The following is a 25,475-nucleotide window of genomic DNA, read 5'->3' on the forward strand; positions in this document are numbered from 1 at the left end:
TAGTTATTATTCAACCACACACCTAATTTCTACCTACAAAAATGTACCTTATTGATAATTTATGTAACTTTCACGAAAACGTTATAGTTAATATTATTTTCATAATTTAAATTATCACAAATTAGATTTTCAACTCTAGCATTAAAACATTTAACCAAAACAATACCAACACATTAACACACTCATGAAGATCAAAAAAATATTAGTTGCTAACCGAAGTGAGATCGCTATTCGTATTTTAAGAGCATGTGCAGAACTTAACATTTCTACAGTTGCTATTTACACCTATGAAGATCGCTATTCGCAACATAGAAATAAAGCAGATGAATCATATCAAATAGGTGAAGACAACGATCCCCTAAAGCCTTATTTAGATATTGATGAAATTGTGGCTTTAGCAAAAGAAAAAAATGTAGATGCTATTCATCCTGGTTATGGTTTTTTATCTGAAAATTCAGAATTTGCGAGACGATGTGCTGAAAACGACATTATTTTTATTGGTCCAGACCCTGAAGTTATGGATGCTTTGGGCGATAAAATTACTGCTAAGAAAATCGCTGTAAAATGTAATGTTCCCATTATAGAAAGTAATAAAAAAGACCTTAGTTCTTTACAAATTGCACTTTCAGAAGCTAATACCATCGGTTATCCATTAATGCTAAAAGCTGCTTCTGGAGGTGGTGGACGTGGAATGCGAGTGGTTAGAAATGATAAAGACCTAGAACAACATTTTGATTCCGCTAAAAACGAAGCCTTAAACGCTTTTGGTGACGATACCATGTTTTTAGAAAAGTATGTAGAGAACCCTAAACATATTGAAGTACAAATTGTAGCCGACAGACATGGTAATATTAGACATTTATTTGAACGTGACTGTTCTGTGCAACGTCGCCATCAAAAAGTTGTTGAAGTTGCTCCATCTTATAATATATCTCAAAAGGTAAAAGATGCCTTATACAAATATGCTGTTGCCATTACCTCTGAAGTCAACTATAATAACATTGGTACGGTTGAATTTTTAGTAGATCAACAAGACAATATCTATTTTATTGAAGTCAATCCAAGAATTCAGGTAGAACATACGGTTACCGAAATGGTTACTGGAATTGATTTGGTAAAAACCCAAATATTCATTGCTGGTGGTTATAAATTATCGGATCAGCAAATAAAAATATACGATCAAGAATCCTTACAAACCTATGGTTTTGCTTTGCAATGTCGATTAACAACCGAAGATCCTGAAAACAATTTCACACCAGATTACGGTAATATTACCACTTACCGAAGTGCTTCGGGAATGGGAATTCGCTTAGATGCTGGTAGTATTTATCAAGGGTATAACGTGAGTCCGTTTTTCGATTCTATGCTTGTAAAAGTGTCTGCACATGGTAGAACACTCGATGGAGCGGTTCGGAAAATGACACGTGCCTTAAAAGAATTTCGAATTAGAGGTGTAAAAACCAATATTCATTTTCTTCAAAATGTCATTCAGCATGAAACGTTTAAGGAAGGAAAAGTCACTGTCAATTTTATTCAAAATACGCCTTCATTATTCGAAATAAAACTACCTCAAGACCGAACCACTAAAGCAGTAAACTTCTTAGCTGAAGTAATTGTTAACGGTAATTCTGATGTCAAAAATATTGATAAAACCAAAGTGTTTAGAACAGCTAAAGTTCCTAAGTATAATCGCTCTGAGGCCTTTCCAAAAGGCACTAAAAATCTATTAACAGAACTTGGTCCTGAAGCCTTTTGCCAATGGTTAAAAGACGATAACAAAATACATTATACAGATACCACCATGCGCGATGCGCATCAATCACTTTTAGCAACACGTATGCGAAGTTATGATATGCTAAAAGTGGCCGAAAGCTTTGCTAAAAACCATCCCAACACTTTTAGTATGGAAGTTTGGGGAGGCGCAACTTTTGATGTCTGCTACCGTTTTTTACACGAAAGTCCTTGGACACGCTTAAGAGAATTACGTAAAGCCGTTCCAAACATTTTGTTTCAAATGTTATTACGTGGCTCTAATGCTGTGGGTTACAAAGCCTATCCTGATAATTTAATTGAGAAATTTGTTGAAAAATCTTGGGAAAATGGAGTTGATATTTTTAGAATTTTCGACTCACTCAATTGGGTAAAAGCTATGGAACCTAGCATAAATTATGTTCATGATAAAACAGGTGGTATTGCACAAGCTGCCATTAGTTATACAGGAGACATTTTAGACCCAAAGCAAACCAAATACAATCTCAACTATTATACGCAACTCGCAAAAGATTTAGAAAATGCAGGCGCGCATATGATTGCGATTAAAGATATGGCTGGGTTATTAAAACCTTATGCTGCAACGGAATTAGTTGGTGCTTTGAAAGACACTGTAAATATTCCGATTCATCTTCATACGCACGATACCTCATCCTTACAAACCGCAACATACTTAAAAGCCATTGAAGCTGGAGTTGATGTGGTTGATGTAGCACTTGGCGGCTTATCTGGACTCACTTCTCAACCCAATTTTAATGCCGTTGTTGAAATGATGAAAGGGCAAAAACGCGCTCATGATTTTGATATGAATACGCTCAATCAGTTTTCAAACTATTGGGAAGACACACGTGAAATGTACTATCCTTTTGAATCTGGATTAAAAGCAGGAACAGCTGAGGTGTATCAACATGAAATTCCTGGTGGTCAATATTCAAATTTAAGACCACAAGCCATTGCCTTAGGTCTTGGAGACCGCTTTGATGAGGTAAAGAAAATGTACGCACAAGTCAATACGATGTTTGGCAACCTCATAAAAGTCACACCAAGCTCTAAAGTGGTTGGTGATATGGCTATTTTTATGGTGACTAATAATCTCACACCAGAAGATGTCATGCAACGTGGTGAAACGATTTCGTTTCCAGAATCGGTAATCAATTTCTTTAAAGGAGATTTAGGTCAACCCGTTGGTGGCTTTCCTAAAGCGCTTCAGAAAATTATATTAAAAAATAAAGCTTCTTACACAGACCGACCAAATGCCCATTTAAAACCCGTAGATTTTACTAAAGAATTTGCTGCTTTTAAAAAGAAGTTCCAACAAGGCTTTACAAGACCTATTGAAATAGAAGATTTCTTATCGTTTATGTTATATCCAAAAGTATTTGAGAAAGCCCATGAAAACTATAAACTTTACGGAAATATAGCACTAATACCAACTAAAGATTTCTTTTTTGGTATGAAGCTTCAAGAAGAAACCAACATTACGCTTGAACCAGGAAAAACAATAATTGTAAAATTACTTTCAGTAAGTATTCCAAATGACGATGGAGTAAGAACCGTATTTTTTAAGGTCAATGGTGAAAACCGATTTGTTGAAATATTTGATACCTCTTTAAATATAAAAAAGGTTGAAAATGTAAAAATAGACAAAGAAGACAACAACCAAGTTGGCGCTCCTTTACAAGGTTCTTTATATAAAGTTTTAGTAAAAAAAGGTACAACCATTAAAGAAAACGATCCGTTGTTTATAATTGAAGCCATGAAAATGGAAACAACCGTTACAGCACATAAATCTGGAAAAATAAAATCGGTAACTTTAGCTGAAGGCAGTATGGTAAAACAAGATGATTTGGTCGTTACTATGGAATAGTAATTAAACGATGATGCTTAAATTAAAAATTGGCAAGACTTTTGATTTTCATCTATCATAACCAATATTTATATTTATGACGATACTAAAAACAATGTCAGTAGTAATTTTAACAGTAATGTTATCCTCCTGCTCCACAACAAAAAAAACGACGGCAACCTATTGGGTAAATAGTGCCAAAGTTGATTGTGATGCTGGTGCTGGAAAAACAACTTGCTTACAAATTTCAAAAGCCGATAATTATGAAAATGCAGAATGGTCTAATTTTTACGCAACAATAAATGGGTTTAATTTTGAACCTGGTTATTTGCAAAAAATTGAAGTTGCAGAAACACAGTTAGATTCTAAAAGCGTTCCTGCTGATGCGTCTTCAATTCAATATGATCTTATAAAAGTGTTAGAAAAAAAGCAAGATCCTAAATTAGCCATTCATGATATTTGGGCAGCAACCCATGTTAATGGTAAAGCGATAGAAAGTACAAGCAATGTACCAACTCTAGAACTAAACACCACTGAAATGCGTGCATCTGGAACTAATGGTTGTAATAATTACACCGGACAAATAAAAAATATAACTTCAGATACTATCGAATTTGGAGCTATAGCATCCACTCGAAAAATGTGTATGGATATGGCTATTCCAGACAGTTTTGACCAAGCATTTAACAGCATTTCAACATATAAAAAAGAAGGATTAACATTATACTTTTACAATGAAGCTGGTGACGAAATGTTACGTTTCAAAAAAGTAGATTAATTTAATTACTAATATATTTAAAATGAATTGGGTTATTTAGGCTTAGGTCTCAATAACCCAATTTCTTTTCCATTACCTTTGCCTCCATAAATTATTAAGTAGTGGAAAAGAAAAAACAACATCCTCAAGTAAAATCAGAACTTCATCCAAGAAGTCAGCATAGATCACGCTACAATTTTGACGCACTTATCAAAAGTTCTCCAGAATTAGCCAAGTATGTGGCTCCAAACACATATGGTGATGATTCTGTAGATTTTTTCAATCCTGCAGCTGTAAAGGCACTTAATAAAGCTTTATTAATTCACCATTACGGATTAGAATATTGGGATATTCCTGAGCATTATTTATGCCCACCAATTCCTGGCAGAGCCGATTATATTCATAATATCGCCGATTTATTAAAAGGAGATAGCACAATTATTCCAAAAGGAAATCATATAAAAGGCTTAGATATTGGAGTTGGTGCCAATTGCATCTATCCTATTATTGGTCAGCATGAATATGGCTGGTCCTTTATAGGAAGTGATACTGATGAAACCGCTATTATATCTGCTAAAACTATAGAGCAAAAAAATTACAAATTAAGATCTACTCTAGAAATTAGACGTCAAGACAAAGCAAACAACTTTTTTTATGACATCTTAAAACCAGAAGAAAAAGTAGATTTTACGATTTGTAATCCACCGTTTCATGCCTCTGCCGAAGATGCTCAAAAAGCAAGTTTAAAAAAACAGAGGAACCTAAAAGGTAAACGCCCTAACAAAGCGCTTTTAAATTTTGGTGGACAACACAACGAGTTATGGACCAAAGGTGGTGAAGCACGCTTTGTAAAAGACATGATTTATGAAAGCAAGCATTTTGGCAAACAATGTTATTGGTTTACAAGTTTAATTTCGAAAGAAGTGACACTAAAACCAACCTATAAAGTTTTAGACAAAGTGAATGCCACTGCTGTAAAAACTATTGAAATGGGACAAGGTCATAAAATCAGTAGATTTATCGCTTGGACCTTTTTAACGGAACAAGAACAAAACGATTGGATACAAGAACGTTGGTAAAACATTTATTCTACCTTTGCCATAAATACAAAACACATGTCATTTAAAGACTTACATCTCATAAAACCTTTACTAAAAGCTGTTGATGCTTCTGGTTATGTTGAACCAACTTTAGTACAACAACGTACTATTCCATTGGTTTTAGACCGCAAAGATGTTATTGTTTCTGCACAAACAGGAACAGGAAAAACAGCTGCTTTCGCATTACCTATTTTACAACAATTGTTTGATAAACAAGATGCACCAAAAAAAGGCAAAAAAATTAGAGCCTTAATCGTAAGTCCTACACGAGAATTAGCAGTACAAATTCAGCAGAATTTTAAGACTTACGCTGAGTTTACCAATCTAACATCCTTAGTTGTTTTTGGTGGTGCATCTATTGAACCTCAAATTGATGTATTAAAAAAAGGGGTCGATATTTTAGTCGCCACTCCTGGTCGCCTACTCGATTTGCATAAGCAAGATTATATTAATCTCGATTATATTGAAACCTTTGTTTTAGATGAAGCCGATTTAATGCTAGACATGGGTTTTATAGATGATATAAAGAAAATTGAGCGCTTGTGTCCTAAAGACAAACAAACCTTATTATTCTCGGCTACAATTCCTTTTAAAATTGAAGAATTAGCAAATACCATTCTTAAAACTCCAGAACGTATTGATGTAACTCCAACTAAATCGGTTGCAAAAGACGTGAGTCAACTGTTGTATTACGTCCCTAAACGCAATAAGATTGAATTGTGTTTGCATTTAATGCGAAACACTATTGAAGGTAATGTTCTTATTTTTAGACGTACCAAATATGGAGTAGATAAATTGGAACAAACCTTATTAAAAAATGGTTATGCCGTAAATAGTATTCATGGAGATAAAGCACAAAGTGAACGCCAAACAGCACTAAATAAGTTTAAAAATGGTTATGTAAAAGTATTGATTGCTACTGATGTTGCTGCTCGTGGTATTGATATTAACGAATTGGATAACGTTCTTAATTTTGATATGCCCAATGTACCTGAAACTTATGTACATAGAATTGGTAGAACAGGACGAGCTGGTCATATAGGGAAAGCCTATTCTATGTGTTCTGCTGATGAGAAAAGTTATGTAAAAACCATTCAGAATGCTATAAATGTTCAGATTCCTGTGGAAACTGAGCATCCTTACCCTTTAGATCCTAAAGCCAAACCTATTGTACATAAAAAGAAAGGGAGTAAGTATAAAAAAGGACGTAAAAGTGAAGCTTCTAAAAAGAAGAAGAAACGTTGGTATTAATTTAGGTGTTAGGTGTTAGGTGTTAGGTGTTAGGTGTTAGGTGTTAGCAAAAAAAACAAAAAGCACTTAAAGAACTTAAGTGCTTTTTTTGTTTATATAATAATGGAATTATTCAAATTTCATTTCGAAAAGCAGATAGTGTTTTATTCCAAATTTAGATCCCCATTCTTCAACCTTATCTCCAGAGGTACCAACATCGCACCACGATAATGAACCATCTTCTCTTTCGTAAGGTAAAATATAAGCTAACAGATAAAATGACTTATCGTAGCCTATTTCTAAGTTACTTTCGTCTACTAGATTTCTTAAACTGTAATTATCAGAGTCGATAGCATCATATTTTTTAGTGATACTAAATCTAGGAAATTTAAAAGTCATTTTCAATTGGTTATCATTGGTTCGTTTTGATATCACTTTCATTTTAAAAACAGTATCACTTAATGTTTCAAACTGCTTATAACCAATCGTTTTACTATTTATAATGGTGGTATCAGACACTATTTTACCATCCCAAATTTCCTTGACTGAGAGCTTATAACTTTTCCCTTTAAGTTGTTCGCCTGAAAATTTCAACTTCATATAATCAATGCCTTCAAAACTTAAAAGATCACTTATCTCTTCAATATCTGATGCATATTTAGTTTCCATTTTTAAACCTGAAGTGGTATTAAAATTCACTTCACTTTGTTGTGCTTGTACTATTCCAAAACAACTTAATGCTATGGCAATTATCTTAATTGTTTTCATGATTTAGTTATTTATTTTTTTGATAGCATCGTTATGAGAATAAATAATACCATGTACAATATCGAAGAATATTTGTCCAGATAATTTTTCACCAGGATGTGGTTCTTTAACCATCATTGTATATTTCTCTTCTTTACTTGTTGGCTGCATATTAATTTCGAATTTATTATTGCTTACAAGGTTTTTAGTGTTATTACCAATGACCTTTAAACTATGGTTTGCTTTGGGATACCAAAAATGTATTTTAGAATATTCAGAATATAGATTAAAACGTTTAAAATCTTTGGCCCAATTATAAAAATAATACTCACTATTAAAGTCCGTTATGGTCACATTTTTTCGAATTTCTCCTATTTCAACTTTTGAAAACTCAGACGTAATTTTAGTGTTTTGAATACTACCTATTTTACTGTTTTTTAAATTAATAAAATCAAAATCACCACCTTCAATAGCTATTGCTTCCAATGTTGCGTTCTCAATTTTAACTTTATTATACGGATTTGAGATTTCTTTCGTTTTTAAAGTGCCACCAATCAGTGTTCCTGTCAATTCATTTCTTAGATGATGTCTTATATATAATCCTGATTCTTTTGCATTAACTATTAATTTTAAATACGGTGGAATTTTAATTGTAAAACGACTTCTCATCATTTTTATACCTCCTTTTTTAAAATTAGTCACCTTACCATTTTTGTCGACTTTTTTAAAGCGATCGTTAATATATTTCAAAGAATTACCCTGTATACTGCGGTTATTCTGTTCTATTTCTAAACGTAAAACTTCTAATGATTTACGACTGACAGAATCCTTTTTAGACTCAAAAAACGATTGGTTTATAGTAATAGCATCTGTTGTTTTAAATTCATAAGTTTCTAGTGAAATTTTATTTTCACTACTAGCATTAAGTGTAATATGATTATCAAATTTACCGACCTCTACTTTTATCTCATCTAAAAAGGAATTAATTTCTTTCTTTGAATATCCATCAAATTCCATGATATAATCTACATGAACTTTTCCATCTGTGGACTCCTCCAACGCCACTGTAATGTTATCTAAATTGAAAATGGTTGTGGTGTTTGTATCGGCTGTAAAAGACTCACTAAGAATCTTGTGTTGTTGTGCATTTAGCATTACTGATGTGATGAGCATCAGCAATAAGATTTTAAATTGATTTTTCATGATGTTCGTTGTTTTGATTTAATATATTGATGTGCTTTTGAATGTCTTTTAAAATTTGAAGTCGCGTTTGAAGGTTTTCAACTAATGCTTCAATGACTAAAATGTTATTAGAATCGTCTTTAAACTGAAGAGAAATATCTTGATAATCTGCATCTAAGTCTTTCAATTTTTTTCTAAACCGTTCTACCAAAATGGCATCATCTGCAATAGCTACAAAACTCTGCCATTCGGTTTCAATATCTTTAAGATAGGCTGCCTCAACCGCTTCTACTTGTGCTACTATTGGTGACACCTGATTTTGTTCTGGTTTTGTTTCCATTTCTAGAGCATTAAACCCTATAGTTAATGCCATAATTAAAATACCTGCAGCACCTAACCAAGTATAAGGATTTTGCTTTGGTTTGGATTGCTTTTTAAGCTTATCTGCAAATTCACTTCTATGATTTTTAGGAAGCGGTTTTAAATCGTCTTCCTCTGTAAATAAGGTTCTAATATCTTGCTTCATTGTACTTTTGTTTTAATAGGTCTTGTAACTTTAATTTCCCACGTCTTAGATGTGTACGTGAGGTTTTTACAGGAATTTCTAAGATGTCTGAAATCTCTTCATGATCGTAGCCCTCTAATAAATAAAGCTTCACTACTACTCTATGTTTTTCAGTAATCTGCTCAATGGCACATAAAATCTCTTGCTTTGTAATTGAAATATCAAATTGCCAATCGTCTTCATTTGAGATTTGCAATTCTGAGACCTCGACAGCTTCAAATTCTAATTTATTTTTCTTTAAAACATCTAAACACTGGTTAATGATAATACGTTTTAACCAAGCACCAAAAGTGGCTTCGGGTTTATAGCTATCAATATGTCTAAACGCTTTTAAAAAACCTTCTTGCATCGCATCCTTTGCATCTTCTTCATTCAAATAACGACAAGCAACAGTATACATAGCTTGACTATATTTATCATAGACTTGCATTTGAGCAACGTCATTTCCTTTTTTGCAAAGCTTAATAAGTTTCGTCTCTAATTTCTGCATTGGATTGGTTAGCGGTTAAAAACTCATCTTGGATTTTTCTATTTCCTAAAAACAAAAAATCAAGTTGAGTTCTATTATAAAAACGATGAAATTTGGAAAGGGTTTCAAAATAGGATAAAAAAGATTGATTTTAATTGAATATGTCTAAATTTAAGCGAAATTAATTCAACTTATAAATGAGTCAAGACTACAATAAACCTACGTTTAAAAAATTATTAGATCGATTACAAGAAGAAAGCTGGCAATTAGAATTGCTGATTTCTGGTTTCGCTATTTTTGGCTTATTCTCCGCTTACCCAAACTTAGAAATTGCCTACCAACACGCTCAAAACGAAAACAATATTTTTTTCTCGATAGTTATGATTGTGGCGCTTTCGGCTTGTTCTATATTAATTTTTAACTTACTACTACATGTACTTTTACGAGGCTTATGGATTGGAGCCTTAGGATTACGTTATGTTTCTGGAGACATTGAATACGACACCTTAAATTACAGCAAACGATTTAACAACTATCTAAAACGTAAAGTTGGCTCTTTTGATAGGTATATTGGGCGTTTAGAGAACTATTGTAGTGTTATTTTCGCTATTTCGTTTTTACTTATATTCTATATGTTGGCCATTGCGCTAACTTTTGGGGCTATTGCTTTTGTAGTTACTGTTTTTCTGAATAATCATACTTTTAGTGACATCTCAACATATTTTGGCATTATTCTTTTGGTGTTTCTTACTATTGGAATGCTACTTACCTTTATAGATTTTATAACTCTTGGTTTTTTAAAAAAGAAAAAATGGATTAGCAAGCTGTACTTCCCAATCTATTGGTGTTTTAGTATTATTACACTTTCGTTTTTATATCGACCATTGGTCTATAATTTCCTAGATCATAAATTCGGAAAACGTTTAAGTTTATTTTTAGTTCCCATCTATATTTTATTGGTATGGATGACCTCTTTATACTACAATCAGTCTAACTATTTTAACTTTATTGAACCTTCAGGGCAGCACATTTCTAATTCATTAAATTATGAAGATATGCTTGTTGATGATTCCGATTTTATTCAAAATATAGCTATTAATAGTAAAGTAATAAGCGATTCATACATTAAAGTATTTATTGTTTTTGATAAATCTATAGAAGATGAAATTTACAAGTTTAACCCTAAATTAAAACTTGACGAAGACACCAGAGGGATTACCTCTGAAATGAGTTCCATTAATTCTGGTGCTATTAGTGATGCCTTAAAAAGTGAATATATGACAACATTTAATTCACTCTATTCTGTTGAAATTGATACTATATTATATAAAACAGATTTTGTTCTTGGTAAAACCGTAAAAAAACAAAACGGCTTTGAAACCTATATTGGTGTAAAGAATTTAGATGACGGTAAACACATCTTACATGTAAAACGCAAGGAACTAAAAGCATCAGATACCCTATCTAAAACAGCAGCTTCTATACCATTTTGGTATTATCCCAATTAGTAAACAACATAAAAACGTCTCATTTTGAGACGTTTTTTTATGCGTATAAATAGTGTATCTTTAGAAACTATAAGCTTAACCATGCATAAAATACTATTTTCACTTTTCTTAATTGGGCAATTATCCTTTGCTCAAATTACTATTAAAGACAGCATTTCTACGTATCCTATTAGTTATGCCACCATTTCTTTTGGCAATGGCAACGGTATTTTTGCCGATGATGAGGGGCAGTTTTTTTTTACTAAAAAATTATATCCAGATATCGATTCGCTTTTTATTTCTGCATTAGGTTTTAAAGACCTTAATGTTGCTACAAACAATTTACCTAATCAACTTCTGATGCAACCGGAAGCTTCAGAATTAGATGAAGTTTTTATAGGTGTTACAATTGATAGAAAATTTAAAGAAGAAAAACTAAAACCATCTCTAGATGACGATTATTATAATTGTTGGCTACCTACTATAGAATCTGAGATTGCAGTATATTTTCCTAAGACAAGTTCAAAAGATCAAAAGATCACTAATGTACAATTCCCTATTGCTTTAGAATCTAAAGATTGGGAAAAACGCAACCGTAAAAACAGTGATAAAAAGAAGTTTTCGACGCTTTTTAAAGTACAATTTTATCAAAATGATAACGGAGTTCCTGGTAAAGCACTAACCTACGAAACCATCGTTTTTAGAGCAACTGAAAAAGATGGAGATGCATACGATTTAAATGTTGAAGACTACGATATCTACATTCCTAAAGATGGTTTTTTTGTATCACTTCAAGTTTTAGGTTACACCAACAAAGCCGGAAAATTATTACCAAATAAAAAGTACAAAGAGATAAAATCTAAAACGGGCAGTATTGTTAAAATACCAACTAATTTTAGACCTTTGTTACCATTTACAGACGAGATTGAAAGTAAAAACACGTATATAAAACGCGTATTTATTAACGGAAATAATTGGGTGAAATTTGAAAAAGGGAATGGCTTACAATCTAGTTTACTAAAAAGAGATTTATTTAATTATGGTATAGGATTAACCTACAAAACCTATAAAGATGAATGAAGCATTAAGGTTTAATATTATGAATTTACATTTCTGCAAAACCAATGTGCTTTTAAAATAAAAAACACCATGAATATTATACCTAATTTGTAAAATTACTCAACTTCAAAATCAAAAAAAGTTTTTGGAAAAGGTTCCCAACGTAATGTAAAATGCCACCACTCTTTTGCGTAATTTCTAAAATTATGTTTTAGCATTACAGTTTGTAGTAACTGTCTGTTTTTCTTTTGCTCATCTGTTAAGGCCTCATGAGCAACCCAAGAGGCTTCTCCAAAAAAATCATAAGGACTTCCCATATCTAAAGGTTCGCCAGTTTCGCCATTAGTAATGGTTAAATCAATAGTACTCCCTCTACTATGACCAGATCGCGAAGCTATATAGCCTGCTTTAAACAAGTTTTTTTTATTTACCTCAGGATAAAATTGCTGTTTCTTAATAGTGTCATTTAAGTCTTTTGCCCATCTAATAAAATGGTTTACAGCACGCTGTGGTCTATAGCCATCATAAACTTTTAAACACAAGTTTTGTTTTTGCAACTCTTCTTGAACCAATTTTAACTTCTCTGCTGTGTTTTTGGTTATTATTAAACGATTCGCTTTATAACCATCTATAGTATCGCCAACAAAATTATTTTCTGAAAAATAGCGCAATTCAACATCCAAATCAGGTATTACAGATTTTGCATAAACAAAGCCATCAGGTAAGGTTTGTTTTTCTTGAAAACCTAAAGTTATTAGAAACAGGCTAGTTATATATAATAGCGTTTTATAATTCATATCAGAATACTAATTTACTGAAAAATAAAATTACGACTTGTTTTATAAAAAGACACATGAATACAGATTAAAATAAGAGAAATAGCTTAAGTTATTCACTATTATAAAAACAAAAAACCGAGATCCCTCAATCTCGGTTTTCGTTTATTTGCTTTACTATGCTGGTAGATTTAGGGTCTCTAATTACACACAACACAAGGCAAATATTAATTAATTAATCCATTGAACTAAAAACTAATTTTTAGTACGAGTCAAATATATAATTCATTTTGAACTACGACGCTAAAAAACATATTTAATCGACGAAATACACTTAATTTTAACATTTTTCGACAAAATAACGTATTTCACCGCTGAAAAACACAATTTTTATAATTCAATAATTGTATTTACAAATCATAAATTGCTATAAAATTCGTTAAAAAAACAAAAATCAATTCTATATCAATTAACTTTATCCTTAAAATAATTTTAAAATGAAACAATTTGTAATTCTCATTCTATGTTTAGTTAATACTTTAGGTTTTAGCCAAGACAAAACCTATAATGAAGAAGAACTAACAATAACAAAATGGATTGATGGAACATTACTCCTTCCACACGATATTGATAAACCCGATTTAGCAATCATAATTGCAGGTTCTGGTCCTACTAACCGAAATGGAAATCAAAATTTCCTTAAAAACAATTCCTTAAAAAAATTAGCAACAGGACTCACTGAAAATGGAATTGCAACATTTAGGTATGATAAGCGTATTGTAAAACAAATTTTAAGAAATAATGTAGATAAAGACATTAAGTTCGATGATTTTGTAAACGATGCTTCAGATATTATCAATTATTTTAAGGACAAAGAAAGTTATGGTAAAATCTATATCATTGGCCATAGCCAAGGTAGTTTAGTTGGTATGCTAGCGGCTAAAGATAAAGCTAACGGATTTATTTCACTGGCAGGTGCTGGTAATAATATAGGAGATGTACTTGTAGAACAAGTTACTAAAATGGCGCCAAAACTAGGTGAAGAAGCCCAGCGTGTGGTTAGCTTATTAAAAAACGGAGAGAATACCACAGATTATCCTCCTGCATTAGGATCGCTATTTGGTCCAGAGATACAAGATTTTATGATGAATTGGATGTCGTACAATCCTACTGAAATTATAAAAGAGTTAACAATGCCTATTCTTATTATTAATGGTACTAAAGATCTTCAAGTTTCAGTAAAAGAAGCTGAATTATTAAAAGAAGCTAATGAAGAATCTAAATTGGTAATTATTGAAAACATGAATCATGTACTCTTTGAAATTGAAGGAGATGATTTAGAGAACTCAAAATCTTATAACGAATCCTTTAGACCTATTTCTCCTGAACTCATTAAAAGTGTTACAGATTTTATAAAATCTTAATTCAAAAAATAACTGTTTAACATTTAGAAAGCATTTTGGAAACGAGATGCTTTTTTCGTTTCTATCCCCTTATAAAATGAAAAGCATCCCAACCACGAGATGCTTTTTCTAACTAACCAACCAAATGTAATGATACTACTTTGTAGTAGTGTTACCAGGTGGTAACTATAGTAATAGTCATTACACTTAGTATATTACAAAGCTCGTGCCAAACTCTATATTTTAATTCTTTTTATAAAGTTGTAACAAAAATATCTATTTGTATACTTATAAAATAAGTTATATCTTTATGATATCATTTTAATATCATATTGATTAATTACAATTATTAACCAATTAAAATTATAGATTATGAAAGAAGAAAAAATTATCGTCCCTGCAAATGGCTACTTAATGTTATTTTTATTTTTAATATTATTCTTAGGTAGTATTGCTCTTATTCCTATTACAGAAACGGGCTGGTCTGTATTTGGCATTATAGCTGCATTAATATTAGCCTTTGGATTTTTAATGGTGCAACCTAATGGCTCTCGTGTATTGCTTTTATTTGGAAAGTATGTAGGAACAATAAAGCAGAATGGTTTTTATTGGGTAAACCCATTTTTTACTAAAAAGAAAATTTCATTAAGAGCAAGCAACTTTGATAGCGAGCGGCTTAAAGTAAATGACAAATTAGGGAATCCTATAATGATTAGTACCATTTTGGTTTGGAGAGTACAAAACACTTACAAAGCAGCGTTTGATGTCGATAATTACGAAAACTTTGTACGCGTACAGACCGATGCTGCTGTACGTAAATTAGCAAGTATGTATCCTTATGATAACTTTGCAGATGAAGGTGTTGACGAAGATATTACCTTACGTTCTAGTGTTAATGAAGTCAGTAACGCTTTAGAAAAAGAAATAGACGAGCGTTTATCTATCGCAGGTATCGAAGTTTTAGAAGCACGTATTGGTTATTTAGCGTATGCACAAGAAATTGCTAATGCTATGCTTAAGCGTCAACAAGCTACAGCAATTGTTGCAGCACGACATAAAATTGTAGAAGGAGCTGTAAGCATGGTAGAAATGGCCATTGATGAATTAAATAAAAAGCAAGTTGTAGATTTAGATGAAGAACGAAAAGCTGCTATGGTAAGTAACCTCATGGTGGTATTATGTGGAGACAAGGATGCTTCACCTGTTTTAAACACAGGAACTTTAAGCCATTAAAATATGAAAGAATATAAAGTAGTACAACCTAAACTCGGGTTTAGAAATCGTATCCAAAATTTTGAAGATCTGCTGAATCAGTACGCACGAGAAGGTTGGGTTGTTAAGGATATTGGAGTTAATTGGTCGTCTGTAGTTTTTGAACGTGATAAAAACAGATAATGAAAATTTTTAAAGAAGAACAACGTTTTAATCAGTTGTGGTTAATTATACTTATGTTAGTAAGTACAATAGTTCCTATTGGTATTTATGTGAAAGAATACACAGAAAATCCTGAAAATTTTTCTAGTTTAGAACTAATAGGTGTTATTTTTCTTATTCTCTTAGCTTCTGGGTTTATCTTTTTCTTTAAACTTACAACGCGTATAGATGAAACTGGGATTCATTATAAGTTTTTTCCCTTTCATTGGAATTTAAAAAATATTAAGTGGAACGAAATTGATAAAGCTTACGTAAGAACTTACGATCCACTGGGTGAATATGGAGGTTGGGGACTAAAAGGAGGCATACTTTGGAATAAAGCTAAAGGAAGAGCTATAAACGTTTCTGGTGATATTGGGATTCAGCTCGTATTAAAAAGCGGTAAAAAATTATTAATTGGTACACAAAAAGAAAACGAAGCCAAGAGTGTATTAGCTACCTATAAAACAAAATTTAATTAATGAAACTATAATGTCTAAAAAGAAAGCCTTTGCACTACGAATAAATGAAGATATGCTGAAAGCCATTGAAAAATGGGCTTCGGACGAATTCCGCAGTACTAACGGTCAAATAGAATGGATGTTAATGCAATATCTCAAGGAACACAATAGGCAACCCAAACCAAAAGATAAACCCATAGAAAAAAAGTGATCCGAAACGGTCACTTTTTTCGTTTTTAATTTTTGTATTTTGCGTCTTATAAACCAACTAAACTATGGATAACACTCCTCTTTTTACTGACGACACTATTGTATTTGGCCTTTTAATGCTGGCCCTTGGATTTGTATTTATTACAGAATCTATAAAAACAGGATTTTGGGCAAAGTTCTATAAAATAGTACCAGGATTATTTATGGCTTATATGGTTCCGGCTGTTTTAACCACAACGGGTTTAATCTCGCCAGAATGGACAACCATTTCAGAAACTGGTGTCATTACAGAGCACAGTTCTAATCTTTACTATGTTTCTAGTCGTTACTTATTACCTGCAGCCTTAGTTCTAATGACTTTGAGTATCGATTTAAAAGCTGTTTTTAATTTAGGTTGGAAAGCCTTGGTAATGTTTTTTACAGGAACCTTAGGTATTGTTATTGGAGGGCCAATTGCGATTTTATTAATTGCTACCGTTTCACCTGACACAGTTGGAGGTATTGGTCCGGATGCTGTATGGAGAGGGCTTTCTACTTTAGCAGGAAGTTGGATTGGTGGAGGAGCCAACCAAACTGCCATGCTAGAAATTTATGGCTATAACCAAGCCAAATACGGAGGTATGGTGTTTGTAGATATCGTCGTTGCTAATATTTGGATGGCAATTATATTAATTGGTATCGGAAAAAGAAATCGCATTAATAAATGGTTAAAAGCAGACACATCTTCTATTGAAGAGTTGAAAGAAAAAATGTCAAACTTTTCTGAAAAAGTCAAACGAAACCCATCAGTTACAGATATAATGATAATCTGTGCCATTGCATTTGGAACAGTAAGCGTTGCACATCTAAGTGCTAATTTTTTAGCTCCTTTTTTCGAAAGTATTGTGGCAGGAATAGAATCTCCTACTACACGAAACATATTTACATTTCTAGGTTCTAAATTCTTCTGGATGATTAGTGTAGCTACTATAATTGCTATTTTATTGTCAAATACAAAAGCCAAAAATTATGAAGGAGCAGGTGCTAGTAAATTTGGAAGTGTTTTTATTTACATCCTAGTTGCTAGTATTGGAATGAAAATGGATTTAACCATGATTTTTGATAACCTTGGGCTTATCGCTATTGGAGTCGTTTGGATGACCATCCATGCTATACTCTTAGTATTAGTGGCAAAACTCATTAAAGCACCATATTTCTTTCTAGCTGTTGGAAGTCAAGCTAACGTTGGTGGAGCTGCCTCTGCTCCTATTGTCGCTTCTGCTTTTCATCCATCCTTAGCTACAGTAGGTGTTCTTCTTGCTGTCTTTGGTTATGCTGTTGGAACAATTGCAGCTATAGGTTGTACAATTTTAATGGAATTAGCAGCTGTTAGCTAGCAATTTTAAAACAATTATAAGATATTTGCGCACCTAATTATTTAGTAAACCATGACAAAATTGAACAAAGCTCTAAGTCTCATAATTTTAGTAGTATTAGCTGTTTCTTGCGGCAAAAATAATGACGCAAATTTTACCTTAAAAGGACATATTAAAGGATTAAAAAAAGGGGTCGTTTACCTTCAAAAAGATGGAGATTCTACTATTATAGATTTAGATTCAATGGTTATTACTGGTCAACCAGAATTTAACTTACACACCAATTTGGAAGAACCTATACTACTCTATTTAAAACTATTTAAAAATGATGGTGAGGAACATTATATTCCGTTTTTTGCTGATAAAGGCATAACAGAAATTAATACAACTTTAAAGAATTTCAATTTTAATTCTGAAATTAAAGGATCTAAACAGCACGAATTATTAGAACAGTATCTTGGAATAATATCGCAATTCAACAATAAAAATCTAGATATTATTGAAGCTCGTTTTAATGCCCAAAAGAATAATGACAGTATTGCTGTAGACTCTTTAGGCAGAATTACAGATCAGCTTTTAAAGCGTAAATATGCCTATACCATTCAGTTTGCAATGAATAATAAGGATAGTGAAATTGCACCTTATTTAGCATTATACGAAGCACGAAATGCGAATCCGGTTTATATAGATTCTATTTACAACAATCTAACTACAGAGATTAAGAATTCGTTCTACGGAAAAAAACTAGGGAAAGCTATTACAGATAGAGAAGCGACTAAATAGACTAAGTATACAATGCAACTCACACATTAGAGTCCTAAAAAATCCAATCATTTATGTGATTGGATTTTTTTTTTGCATCAAAGAAGGAATTGACATCTGCTACGTATTATAAAACCTCAAATTTTATATGTATTAAACAAAAAAAAACTTCAATTACTATAATGGTAATTGAAGTTTTAAAAAAGAGCCGATGGAGGGACTCGAACCCACGACCTGCTGATTACAAATCAGCTGCTCTAGCCAGCTGAGCTACATCGGCAAAACAGTTTGCAAATTTAAAATAGATTTTCAAATTTGCAAGTCTATTTATTTTAATTTATTGATTTTTTCAATAAGATCTCTTCCTTTAGACTCAAGATCGTTGCTAATGGCTTTGAAATGCGCTTTCTTATTTTCTGCACTTCTATCATTAACACGAGCAATTAACTCATCAAACGTTGCAATAGCTTCATCAATAATAGCTTCACTTTCTTTAGTTGGCTTTTCAGCGTTCGCTAATTCCCACACGTAAACCGCTTCAATAATATCACCTAAAACGTAGTTAATATCTTTTTTTAATTCTCTTTTATTTGACATGATAATTATGTTTTTTAATAACCGCAAAAATACTAAATCCTTTTAGTTATTTAATCGATTTTTATTTGAAGTTTTAAACGTACACTTCTAGAAGCTTTCCAGAGTTAGATTTTAGTTTAAAATTTTTAATATGAGCAGGAATTAATAGTGTTTCACCTTTAGAAATACTATTGAGAGAATTATCTGTTAAAATTTCAACATCTCCATCTACACACATATAAATTATAAAAGAATCGTAGGTGTTTTGTTTTTTAATTTCTGAATCTATTGTTATAAAATTAGTTGTGAAAAATGGGCAATTTATTATAATGTTTGAAGCATTTTTTTGCTTCTTATAATCGATTCTAAAATCATTTTTCATTTCAAAATCAAATGCATCAATAGCATTATCTTTATGTAGTTTACGCGCATTCCCTTCAGAATCTACACGTTCCCAATCATAAACTCTGTAAGTGACATCACTGGTTTGCTGTATTTCAGCTAGCAAAACACCTGCTCCAATGGCATGAACTCTTCCTGCTTCAATAAGGTAAGTATCTCCTTCTTTTACCTTATCAAAATTTAAAATATCAGTTAATGTTTTTGCTTCTAAATGTTTTAAGTACGTCTCTTTATCTATTTTATCCTTAAAGCCTACGATAAGATTAGCGTTCTTATCTGCTTGCATTACGTACCACATTTCTGTTTTCCCAAAAGAATTATGTCGTTTTTTTGCTAACTCATCATTGGGATGTAACTGAATACTCAAATTTTCTTTGGCATCAATAAATTTTATAAGCAATGGAAATTCTTCACCAAAACGTTTCCAATTTTTTTCACCTAAAAGTTCTGATTTATAAATGCCTAAAAGTTCTTGAAGCGATTTTCCTTTTAATTCTCCATTAGATACTATAGAAACATCGCCAGGAACAGCACTTACTTCCCAACTTTCACCTAATTTTTTAGATTTTGAATCTTTATTGAGATATTGATTCAGCTTTTCACCACCCCAAATTTTATCTTTTAAAATAGGCTGAAACTTTAATGGATATAACTGATACTTCATAAAATTAATCTCCAGAATAAGTTACAAAATTACGAGGTGTTTCATAAAGCGTAATTTCAAGATGAAACTTTGAATCTAACATCGGTTTAATCTTATTATAAATTACAACCGCAATATTTTCTGCTGTAGGGTTTAAATCTTTAAATTCAGGGACTTCAACATTTAAGTTTTTATGATCAAAAGCGTCTTCTACTTCAGATTTAATAATATCTTTTAGCTTTTTAACATCTATAACATAGCCTGTTTCTGGATCTATTTCACCTGTTACACTTGCTATTAATTCATAATTATGACCATGAAAGTTAGGATTGTTACATAAACCAAAAACGGCGTCATTTTTCTCAAAACTCCAATCTTTCCGATAAAGTCGGTGTGCTGCATTAAAATGTGCTTTTCTATGTACAGTAACTTTCATATTACTTATTAACGTTTATAAATTCATAAAACTTCTCAAAAATTATTTTAAACCAAGCTGTATACAATTGCGGATTTGTCTGCATATCAGATTTTATGGCATCTAATGACATCCATTTCCAATTGGCTACTTCATCTTCGTTAATATTTGGTTTTTCATTATAATAACCAATCATAATATGGTCATATTCATGTTCTGTTAACCCGTTCTCAAATGGTGCTTTATAGATAAATGAGGTTGTTTCTTCTAAATTGGTAACAAATCCCATCTCTTCCTGCAAACGTCGCTTACCCGCTTTTAAATTTGTTTCTCCATCGCGTTGATGGCTACAACATGTATTGGTCCATAAATTTGGAGAATGGTACTTATGTGCTGCACGTTGCTGAAGCATTAATTCCTTTTTATCATTAAAAATAAATACCGAAAATGCGCGATGTAAAAGCGCTTTTTCATGGGCTTCCATTTTTGGCATTAAACCAATCTTATTGTCCTTTTCATCTACTAGGATGACTTGTTCTTCTGTCATAATGCGAAATTAACACCTAAAACTTAAATAAAAGTAAAGGATTTCATAAAAAATAGCCGCTTAAAGATTTAAGCGGCTATTTACGATTATATCATATTATTAGGCCTAATTTTTATCTTCATCGCAAGTTTTTCCATTAATACTTGTGATGATAAACTCACTACGTCTATTAAGTTGGTGTTCTTCTTCAGAACAATGTGAATTGTTAGATGGTTCGCATCCACAATCGTTTACCAATCGCGCTTCACCATAACCTTTAGCCGTTAGACGTTCTGCGGCAATTCCCTTTTTAATTAGGTACTGACGTGTAGACTGTGCTCTACGATCTGAAAGTTTTTCATTATAAGCTGCTGGTCCTCTACAATCTGTATGACTACGAATATCTATATGCATTGTTGGATATTTAGTGAGTACAGCTAATACTTTTTGAATTTCAATTTCAGCATCATATCTAATATTAGATTTATCAAAGTCAAAATAAATAATAGGAATATCTAATACTTTAGCCAAATCATCGCAAGGTTCTATTTGTTGCTCATCTTTCTCTATAAGCAGCTCCATCTTTAATTCTTGATTCTTATTTGGCGTAGTAAAACGTTTTTCGTCAGAAGTATATTTTTCTTTTTCAACTCTAATTAAATATTCTTTTTTAGGATCTACCTCAAATTTAAAATAAGCATCCTCTCCTACTGTTTGACGAGCTATTTCAACACCATCCTCATTATATAAAATAACGGTTGAATTAGGTATTAATTCTTCTGTATTCATGTCTTGAACAACACCTTCTACTAATAGTTTTATCTCTGGAACTTCAAAAGTATAAATATCATCACTTCCTTTACCACCTTCTCTATTTGAACTGAAGTACACACGTTTTGTAACTAGGTTTTCATAATATCCAAAATCATCCCATTCACTGTTAACTGGTTTACCTACATTTTCTATAGGAAAATTTCTGTTAGATCCTGTTTTGATTTTTTCGTCTATACCTTCAGATTTAAATACATCTAAACCTCCTAAACCTGGAAATCCTGTAGATGAAAAGTATAAATCGCCATTAGTATTCATAAATGGAAATGATTCTTGACCTTCGGTATTTATAGAACTTCCTAAATTTTCTGGTTCACCTAATGTACCATCATCATTAACATCTACTACAAAAATATCTGATTGGCCAAAAGTTCCTGGCATATCTGAAGCAAAGTATAACTTAGTTCCTGTTACGTTAAGCGTAGGATGAGCCACACTGTAATCTACGCTATTAAAATGAACTTTATGAATATTATCCCAATGACCATCTTCATTTAAAGTTGCTCTGTATAATTGCAATCTATTAATGCCTGTGTCATCTTCTTTATACTTTAATCTGTGGTAATTATTTCTAGTAAAGAACATATATTTTCCATTAGGTGAAAATACAGCACTAGATTCGTGAAACTTAGTATTTACTTCTCCTTCTATACTTTTAACTTCTCCAAATGTATCATCTTTAGTTTTTTCAACATAATACAAGTCTAAGTAAGGTTCTTCATTCCATCTGTATTTACGACCACCTCCTCTTGCCGAAGCAAACACAATACCAGTTTCATATTCTGTGGTTCCAAAATCTGATAACTCAGTATTAATTTCTAGATTAAGTAATTCTATATCATCTCTACTTAATTCTTCTATATCTGATTTATAATCTACTTTAGATAAAAATGCTTTTCCTCTTAAATCACTAGGTTTAAGCTCATTAAATTTTTCCATCCATTTATCTGAAGCCTCATAATCTTTTATTCCTTTTAAAGCTAGAGCATATCTAAAATAGTATTCTGGATCAATAACCTCATTCATATTCATTAACTCACCATACCATTTGGCAGCTTCTTTCATTTTATTTTGAAAGTAAAATGAATTTGCCAATTTTTGAAAGAGATCGGCAGATTTATACCCTTTATTAGCGACTTCCAATAAAACTTCACTTGTTTTTACATAAGCAAAATCTCTATAGTCATCTTTTACACTTTGTATCTTTCCGTTCTGTGCAAAAACAGCTGAAGAAAATGCAAGCACAAATGTTAATAATATATATTTAGATATTGTTTTCATGCGTTTTTATTTATTTTTTTAACGGACACATATTAATAATTTCTTTTGATAATCACCCATTTTAACAAGCTCATTTTATCCTTTTATTTTAAAAGAAACGTGGTGATAGTATTCTACCCAATCTTTTAACTTCAAATCTTAATGTAAATTCATGCGTGCCACTATTATAATTATTTAGTCCAGTTGTTGTCATATCATAACTATACCCAACAAACATACCTGGGGTTATTTGAAAACCGGCTAATGCACTTACTGAGTCGTCCCATCTCCAAGCTAAACCTAGAGTGACTTTCTTTTGGAACCAAAAATTTGCTGATACGTCTGCAATCATTGGTGCACCTGACACTCCTTTAAGTAAAAATGCTGGTTTTAACTCTGTTGTTTCACTAATATTGAAAACGTAACCACCGATTAAATAAAAATGCATGCGTTCAGTGGCCACCGACTCTTCATAATCGTCATAATGTTTTGTTTCAATAAAATTAGGAACAGCTAAACCTAAGTACCATTTTCTAGTGTGCATATACAAACCCGCTCCAACCATTGGTGATATTAAGTTTATGTTATCCTGAAAATTCGCATCTAATTGATTTTGAAATCGACCTTTGCTCCAATCAGTATCTAGCATATGAAATCCTCCTTTTGCTCCAAATGACAATTTTAAATCGTTGGCATTTAAAGGTATTGTATAAGAGAAATTCGCATCTACAAATGTTTCACTTGCTGGTCCTAAAGCATCATTTACAACATTTAGTCCTAAACCAATACGCTCATTTCGTAATGGAGTATGAATACCTAAAGATTGTGTTTGTGGTGCACCATCAATACCCACCCACTGAGACCTGTGCAAACCAACAACACTTAATGTCTCTCTTTGACCAGCATAAGCAGGATTAACACTTAACGTATTATACATATAATGTGTATACTGAGGATCTTGCTGTGCATAACTAACAGCACTGATTAGTAAAAATACTAAAACTATTAATCCTTTTATTAGTGATGATTTATGTATCATTTTAATTATTTTATAATTCAGTATTAATTAGTTATTTCTGTTAATGTATAACCATCCAACTTTTGGATCAGAACCATTACCTAAATCTAGTACATAATAATAAGTACCTACAGGTAAGTCATCTGATTGATTCATAACAGCTCTACCATTAGATGTACCTTTCCAGTTATTTAGGTATCCTTTGGTACTATAAACAATATTTCCCCATCTGTTATAAACTTCTAATTTATTATTTGGATACTGTTCTATACAATCAATTACAAATGTTTCATTAACACCATCACCATCAGGTGAAAACTCGTTATAAATAGTTAAACATATTGGGAATACTTCTGCAGCACCTTCATTATTACTAGTGTCAACATCGATTCCTCCAACTGAACTTTGAATATAAGCTGTATTCAAATAATCACCAAACCCAAGTACTTCTACTGTAATCTCAAGGATTTCAACTTGATCTGGATCTAATTGAGTAATTGTCCATTCTCCATTGAGTTCAGAATATGTACCACCAGTCGTTAATGCTGAAATAAATGAGTATCCACTTGGTATATGCTCATCAATTATGATATCTGTTGCAGTTACATTACCAATATTTGCCACTTCAATAGTAAATGTAACCTGAGCGCCAACTACAGGGTTAAGCTCATCTACAAGTTTAGTCACTTCTAAATCGTAAATTGACGTGACATAAACTATTGTTGGATCATCTGGATTACCATTACCATTGTCATCAATGTTATCATCATCATTTGGATCATCACTGATATCAGTAATATCATCTAAAGGATTGTTTAAATCGCCGTTAGGTTTTTCACTACTTACTGATGCAGAGTTTGTAACACTACCAAAATCGATATCTTCTTGAGTAATTAGATATGTCGCTGTATAAGTAGTATTATTAATTTCACCCGGAATAAGCTGAGCTATTGGACCACCTGATAAGTTTAAGCCAGGCAAGTTATCTTCTACAACAATATTGGTTAATGTTTGATTCCCTGTGTTTTCTATAGTAAACACATAAGTAATCACATCATCTATACCACCAGCTATGCCATCTCCATTAGTATCTTCTAAAGGTAATGTCGTTTTAATCAAACTGATTTTAGGATCTGAAGTGATAGTAATCACTGTTGCATCATCATCAGTATTACCATCTGAGTCATCACCATCATCACTCGTATCATCTAC

At 32.0% G+C, this 25,475-nt stretch carries 25 protein-coding genes and 1 tRNA gene; 13 read left to right on the top strand and 13 right to left on the bottom strand.

Features of this window, described 5'->3' with window-relative positions:
• The first annotated feature begins 184 nt into the window (after positions 1-184).
• The 4 genes from ABD730_RS12795 (at position 185) to ABD730_RS12810 (ending at position 6,724) form a co-directional block, all read left to right on the top strand.
• Entirely contained in the window at positions 185-3,637 is a 3,453-nt protein-coding gene (locus ABD730_RS12795) for a pyruvate carboxylase (RefSeq protein WP_344715174.1), read from the top strand.
• A 94-nt stretch (positions 3,638-3,731) separates the two neighbouring features.
• The gene (locus ABD730_RS12800; protein ID WP_344715176.1) at positions 3,732-4,394 is read left to right on the top strand and encodes a DUF4377 domain-containing protein; all 663 of its coding nucleotides are present in this window, start codon (positions 3,732-3,734) and stop codon (positions 4,392-4,394) included.
• A 101-nt stretch (positions 4,395-4,495) separates the two neighbouring features.
• Positions 4,496-5,452, top strand: coding sequence for a 23S rRNA (adenine(1618)-N(6))-methyltransferase RlmF (rlmF, locus tag ABD730_RS12805; RefSeq protein WP_334469940.1), 957 nt, complete (start codon positions 4,496-4,498; stop codon positions 5,450-5,452).
• Positions 5,453-5,488: 36 nt separating this feature from the next.
• Positions 5,489-6,724 carry a DEAD/DEAH box helicase gene (locus ABD730_RS12810; RefSeq protein ID WP_334469938.1) on the top strand — a complete coding sequence of 412 codons (1,236 nt, stop codon included), beginning with the start codon at positions 5,489-5,491 and terminating at the stop codon, positions 6,722-6,724.
• Positions 6,725-6,832: 108 nt separating this feature from the next.
• Here the strand turns inward: ABD730_RS12810 and ABD730_RS12815 are convergent, their stop codons facing one another.
• From ABD730_RS12815 to ABD730_RS12830, 4 genes are read right to left on the bottom strand one after another with little or no spacing between them, the layout of a single operon-like run.
• Positions 6,833-7,471, bottom strand: a complete 639-nt coding sequence (locus tag ABD730_RS12815; RefSeq protein ID WP_344715179.1) for a hypothetical protein — start codon at positions 7,469-7,471, stop codon at positions 6,833-6,835.
• A 3-nt stretch (positions 7,472-7,474) separates the two neighbouring features.
• Positions 7,475-8,653 (bottom strand): hypothetical protein, encoded by a 1,179-nt coding sequence (locus ABD730_RS12820; protein ID WP_344715180.1) that lies wholly within the window; start codon positions 8,651-8,653, stop codon positions 7,475-7,477.
• Entirely contained in the window at positions 8,637-9,158 is a 522-nt protein-coding gene (locus ABD730_RS12825) for a hypothetical protein (protein WP_334469933.1), read from the bottom strand. The genes ABD730_RS12820 and ABD730_RS12825 overlap by 17 nt, the downstream gene beginning before the upstream one ends.
• A complete protein-coding gene (locus ABD730_RS12830; RefSeq protein ID WP_344715181.1) occupies positions 9,142-9,687 on the bottom strand; it encodes an RNA polymerase sigma factor in 546 nt (181 codons plus the stop codon). The genes ABD730_RS12825 and ABD730_RS12830 overlap by 17 nt, the downstream gene beginning before the upstream one ends.
• A gap of 176 nt (positions 9,688-9,863) precedes the next feature.
• Between ABD730_RS12830 and ABD730_RS12835 the strand changes: the two genes are divergently transcribed.
• Both ABD730_RS12835 and ABD730_RS12840 read left to right on the top strand, forming a co-directional pair.
• Positions 9,864-11,174 carry a hypothetical protein gene (locus tag ABD730_RS12835; protein WP_344715182.1) on the top strand — a complete coding sequence of 437 codons (1,311 nt, stop codon included), beginning with the start codon at positions 9,864-9,866 and terminating at the stop codon, positions 11,172-11,174.
• A gap of 24 nt (positions 11,175-11,198) precedes the next feature.
• Entirely contained in the window at positions 11,199-12,233 is a 1,035-nt protein-coding gene (locus tag ABD730_RS12840; RefSeq protein WP_344715183.1) for a hypothetical protein, read from the top strand.
• A gap of 95 nt (positions 12,234-12,328) precedes the next feature.
• Here the strand turns inward: ABD730_RS12840 and ABD730_RS12845 are convergent, their stop codons facing one another.
• Positions 12,329-13,009, bottom strand: coding sequence for a M15 family metallopeptidase (locus ABD730_RS12845; protein WP_344715185.1), 681 nt, complete (start codon positions 13,007-13,009; stop codon positions 12,329-12,331).
• A gap of 476 nt (positions 13,010-13,485) precedes the next feature.
• Between ABD730_RS12845 and ABD730_RS12850 the strand changes: the two genes are divergently transcribed.
• From ABD730_RS12850 to ABD730_RS12880, 7 genes are all read left to right on the top strand, one after another.
• Positions 13,486-14,412 carry an alpha/beta hydrolase family protein gene (locus ABD730_RS12850; RefSeq protein WP_334469926.1) on the top strand — a complete coding sequence of 309 codons (927 nt, stop codon included), beginning with the start codon at positions 13,486-13,488 and terminating at the stop codon, positions 14,410-14,412.
• Positions 14,413-14,763: 351 nt separating this feature from the next.
• Positions 14,764-15,624: an SPFH domain-containing protein gene (locus tag ABD730_RS12855; protein ID WP_334469924.1), complete on the top strand. Its 861-nt coding sequence runs from the start codon at positions 14,764-14,766 to the stop codon at positions 15,622-15,624.
• Positions 15,625-15,627: 3 nt separating this feature from the next.
• On the top strand, positions 15,628-15,786 hold the full coding sequence (locus tag ABD730_RS12860) for a DUF4177 domain-containing protein (protein ID WP_344715188.1): 159 nt from the start codon (positions 15,628-15,630) through the stop codon (positions 15,784-15,786).
• Positions 15,786-16,286 carry a hypothetical protein gene (locus ABD730_RS12865; protein WP_344715190.1) on the top strand — a complete coding sequence of 167 codons (501 nt, stop codon included), beginning with the start codon at positions 15,786-15,788 and terminating at the stop codon, positions 16,284-16,286. The genes ABD730_RS12860 and ABD730_RS12865 overlap by 1 nt, the downstream gene beginning before the upstream one ends.
• 10 nt (positions 16,287-16,296) lie before the next feature.
• On the top strand, positions 16,297-16,476 hold the full coding sequence (locus tag ABD730_RS12870; RefSeq protein WP_215924102.1) for a type II toxin-antitoxin system antitoxin: 180 nt from the start codon (positions 16,297-16,299) through the stop codon (positions 16,474-16,476).
• Positions 16,477-16,540: 64 nt separating this feature from the next.
• Positions 16,541-17,851: a DUF819 family protein gene (locus ABD730_RS12875; RefSeq protein WP_344715193.1), complete on the top strand. Its 1,311-nt coding sequence runs from the start codon at positions 16,541-16,543 to the stop codon at positions 17,849-17,851.
• A gap of 51 nt (positions 17,852-17,902) precedes the next feature.
• Positions 17,903-18,613, top strand: a complete 711-nt coding sequence (locus tag ABD730_RS12880; RefSeq protein ID WP_344715195.1) for a DUF4369 domain-containing protein — start codon at positions 17,903-17,905, stop codon at positions 18,611-18,613.
• A 185-nt stretch (positions 18,614-18,798) separates the two neighbouring features.
• Here ABD730_RS12880 and ABD730_RS12885 read toward each other — a convergent pair.
• From ABD730_RS12885 to ABD730_RS12920, 8 genes are all read right to left on the bottom strand, one after another.
• Positions 18,799-18,872, bottom strand: a tRNA-Thr gene (locus ABD730_RS12885).
• A 47-nt stretch (positions 18,873-18,919) separates the two neighbouring features.
• The gene (locus tag ABD730_RS12890) at positions 18,920-19,189 is read right to left on the bottom strand and encodes a hypothetical protein (protein WP_334469913.1); all 270 of its coding nucleotides are present in this window, start codon (positions 19,187-19,189) and stop codon (positions 18,920-18,922) included.
• Between the two features lie 73 nt (positions 19,190-19,262).
• Positions 19,263-20,234 (bottom strand): type I phosphomannose isomerase catalytic subunit, encoded by a 972-nt coding sequence (locus ABD730_RS12895; protein ID WP_344715197.1) that lies wholly within the window; start codon positions 20,232-20,234, stop codon positions 19,263-19,265.
• Positions 20,235-20,238: 4 nt separating this feature from the next.
• Positions 20,239-20,649: a 6-pyruvoyl trahydropterin synthase family protein gene (locus ABD730_RS12900; protein ID WP_215924093.1), complete on the bottom strand. Its 411-nt coding sequence runs from the start codon at positions 20,647-20,649 to the stop codon at positions 20,239-20,241.
• Position 20,650: 1 nt separating this feature from the next.
• Positions 20,651-21,175 (bottom strand): isopentenyl-diphosphate Delta-isomerase, encoded by a 525-nt coding sequence (gene idi, locus ABD730_RS12905; RefSeq protein WP_344715199.1) that lies wholly within the window; start codon positions 21,173-21,175, stop codon positions 20,651-20,653.
• Between the two features lie 105 nt (positions 21,176-21,280).
• Entirely contained in the window at positions 21,281-23,266 is a 1,986-nt protein-coding gene (locus ABD730_RS12910) for an OmpA family protein (RefSeq protein WP_344715201.1), read from the bottom strand.
• Between the two features lie 88 nt (positions 23,267-23,354).
• Positions 23,355-24,284: a PorP/SprF family type IX secretion system membrane protein gene (locus ABD730_RS12915; RefSeq protein WP_334469903.1), complete on the bottom strand. Its 930-nt coding sequence runs from the start codon at positions 24,282-24,284 to the stop codon at positions 23,355-23,357.
• Between the two features lie 27 nt (positions 24,285-24,311).
• Positions 24,312-25,475, bottom strand: a 1,164-nt coding sequence (locus ABD730_RS12920; RefSeq protein WP_344715203.1) for a T9SS type B sorting domain-containing protein, incomplete at its 5' end; no start/stop codon positions are given.

The organism is Winogradskyella damuponensis, from assembly GCF_039538385.1.
Classification (GTDB): domain Bacteria; phylum Bacteroidota; class Bacteroidia; order Flavobacteriales; family Flavobacteriaceae; genus Winogradskyella; species Winogradskyella damuponensis.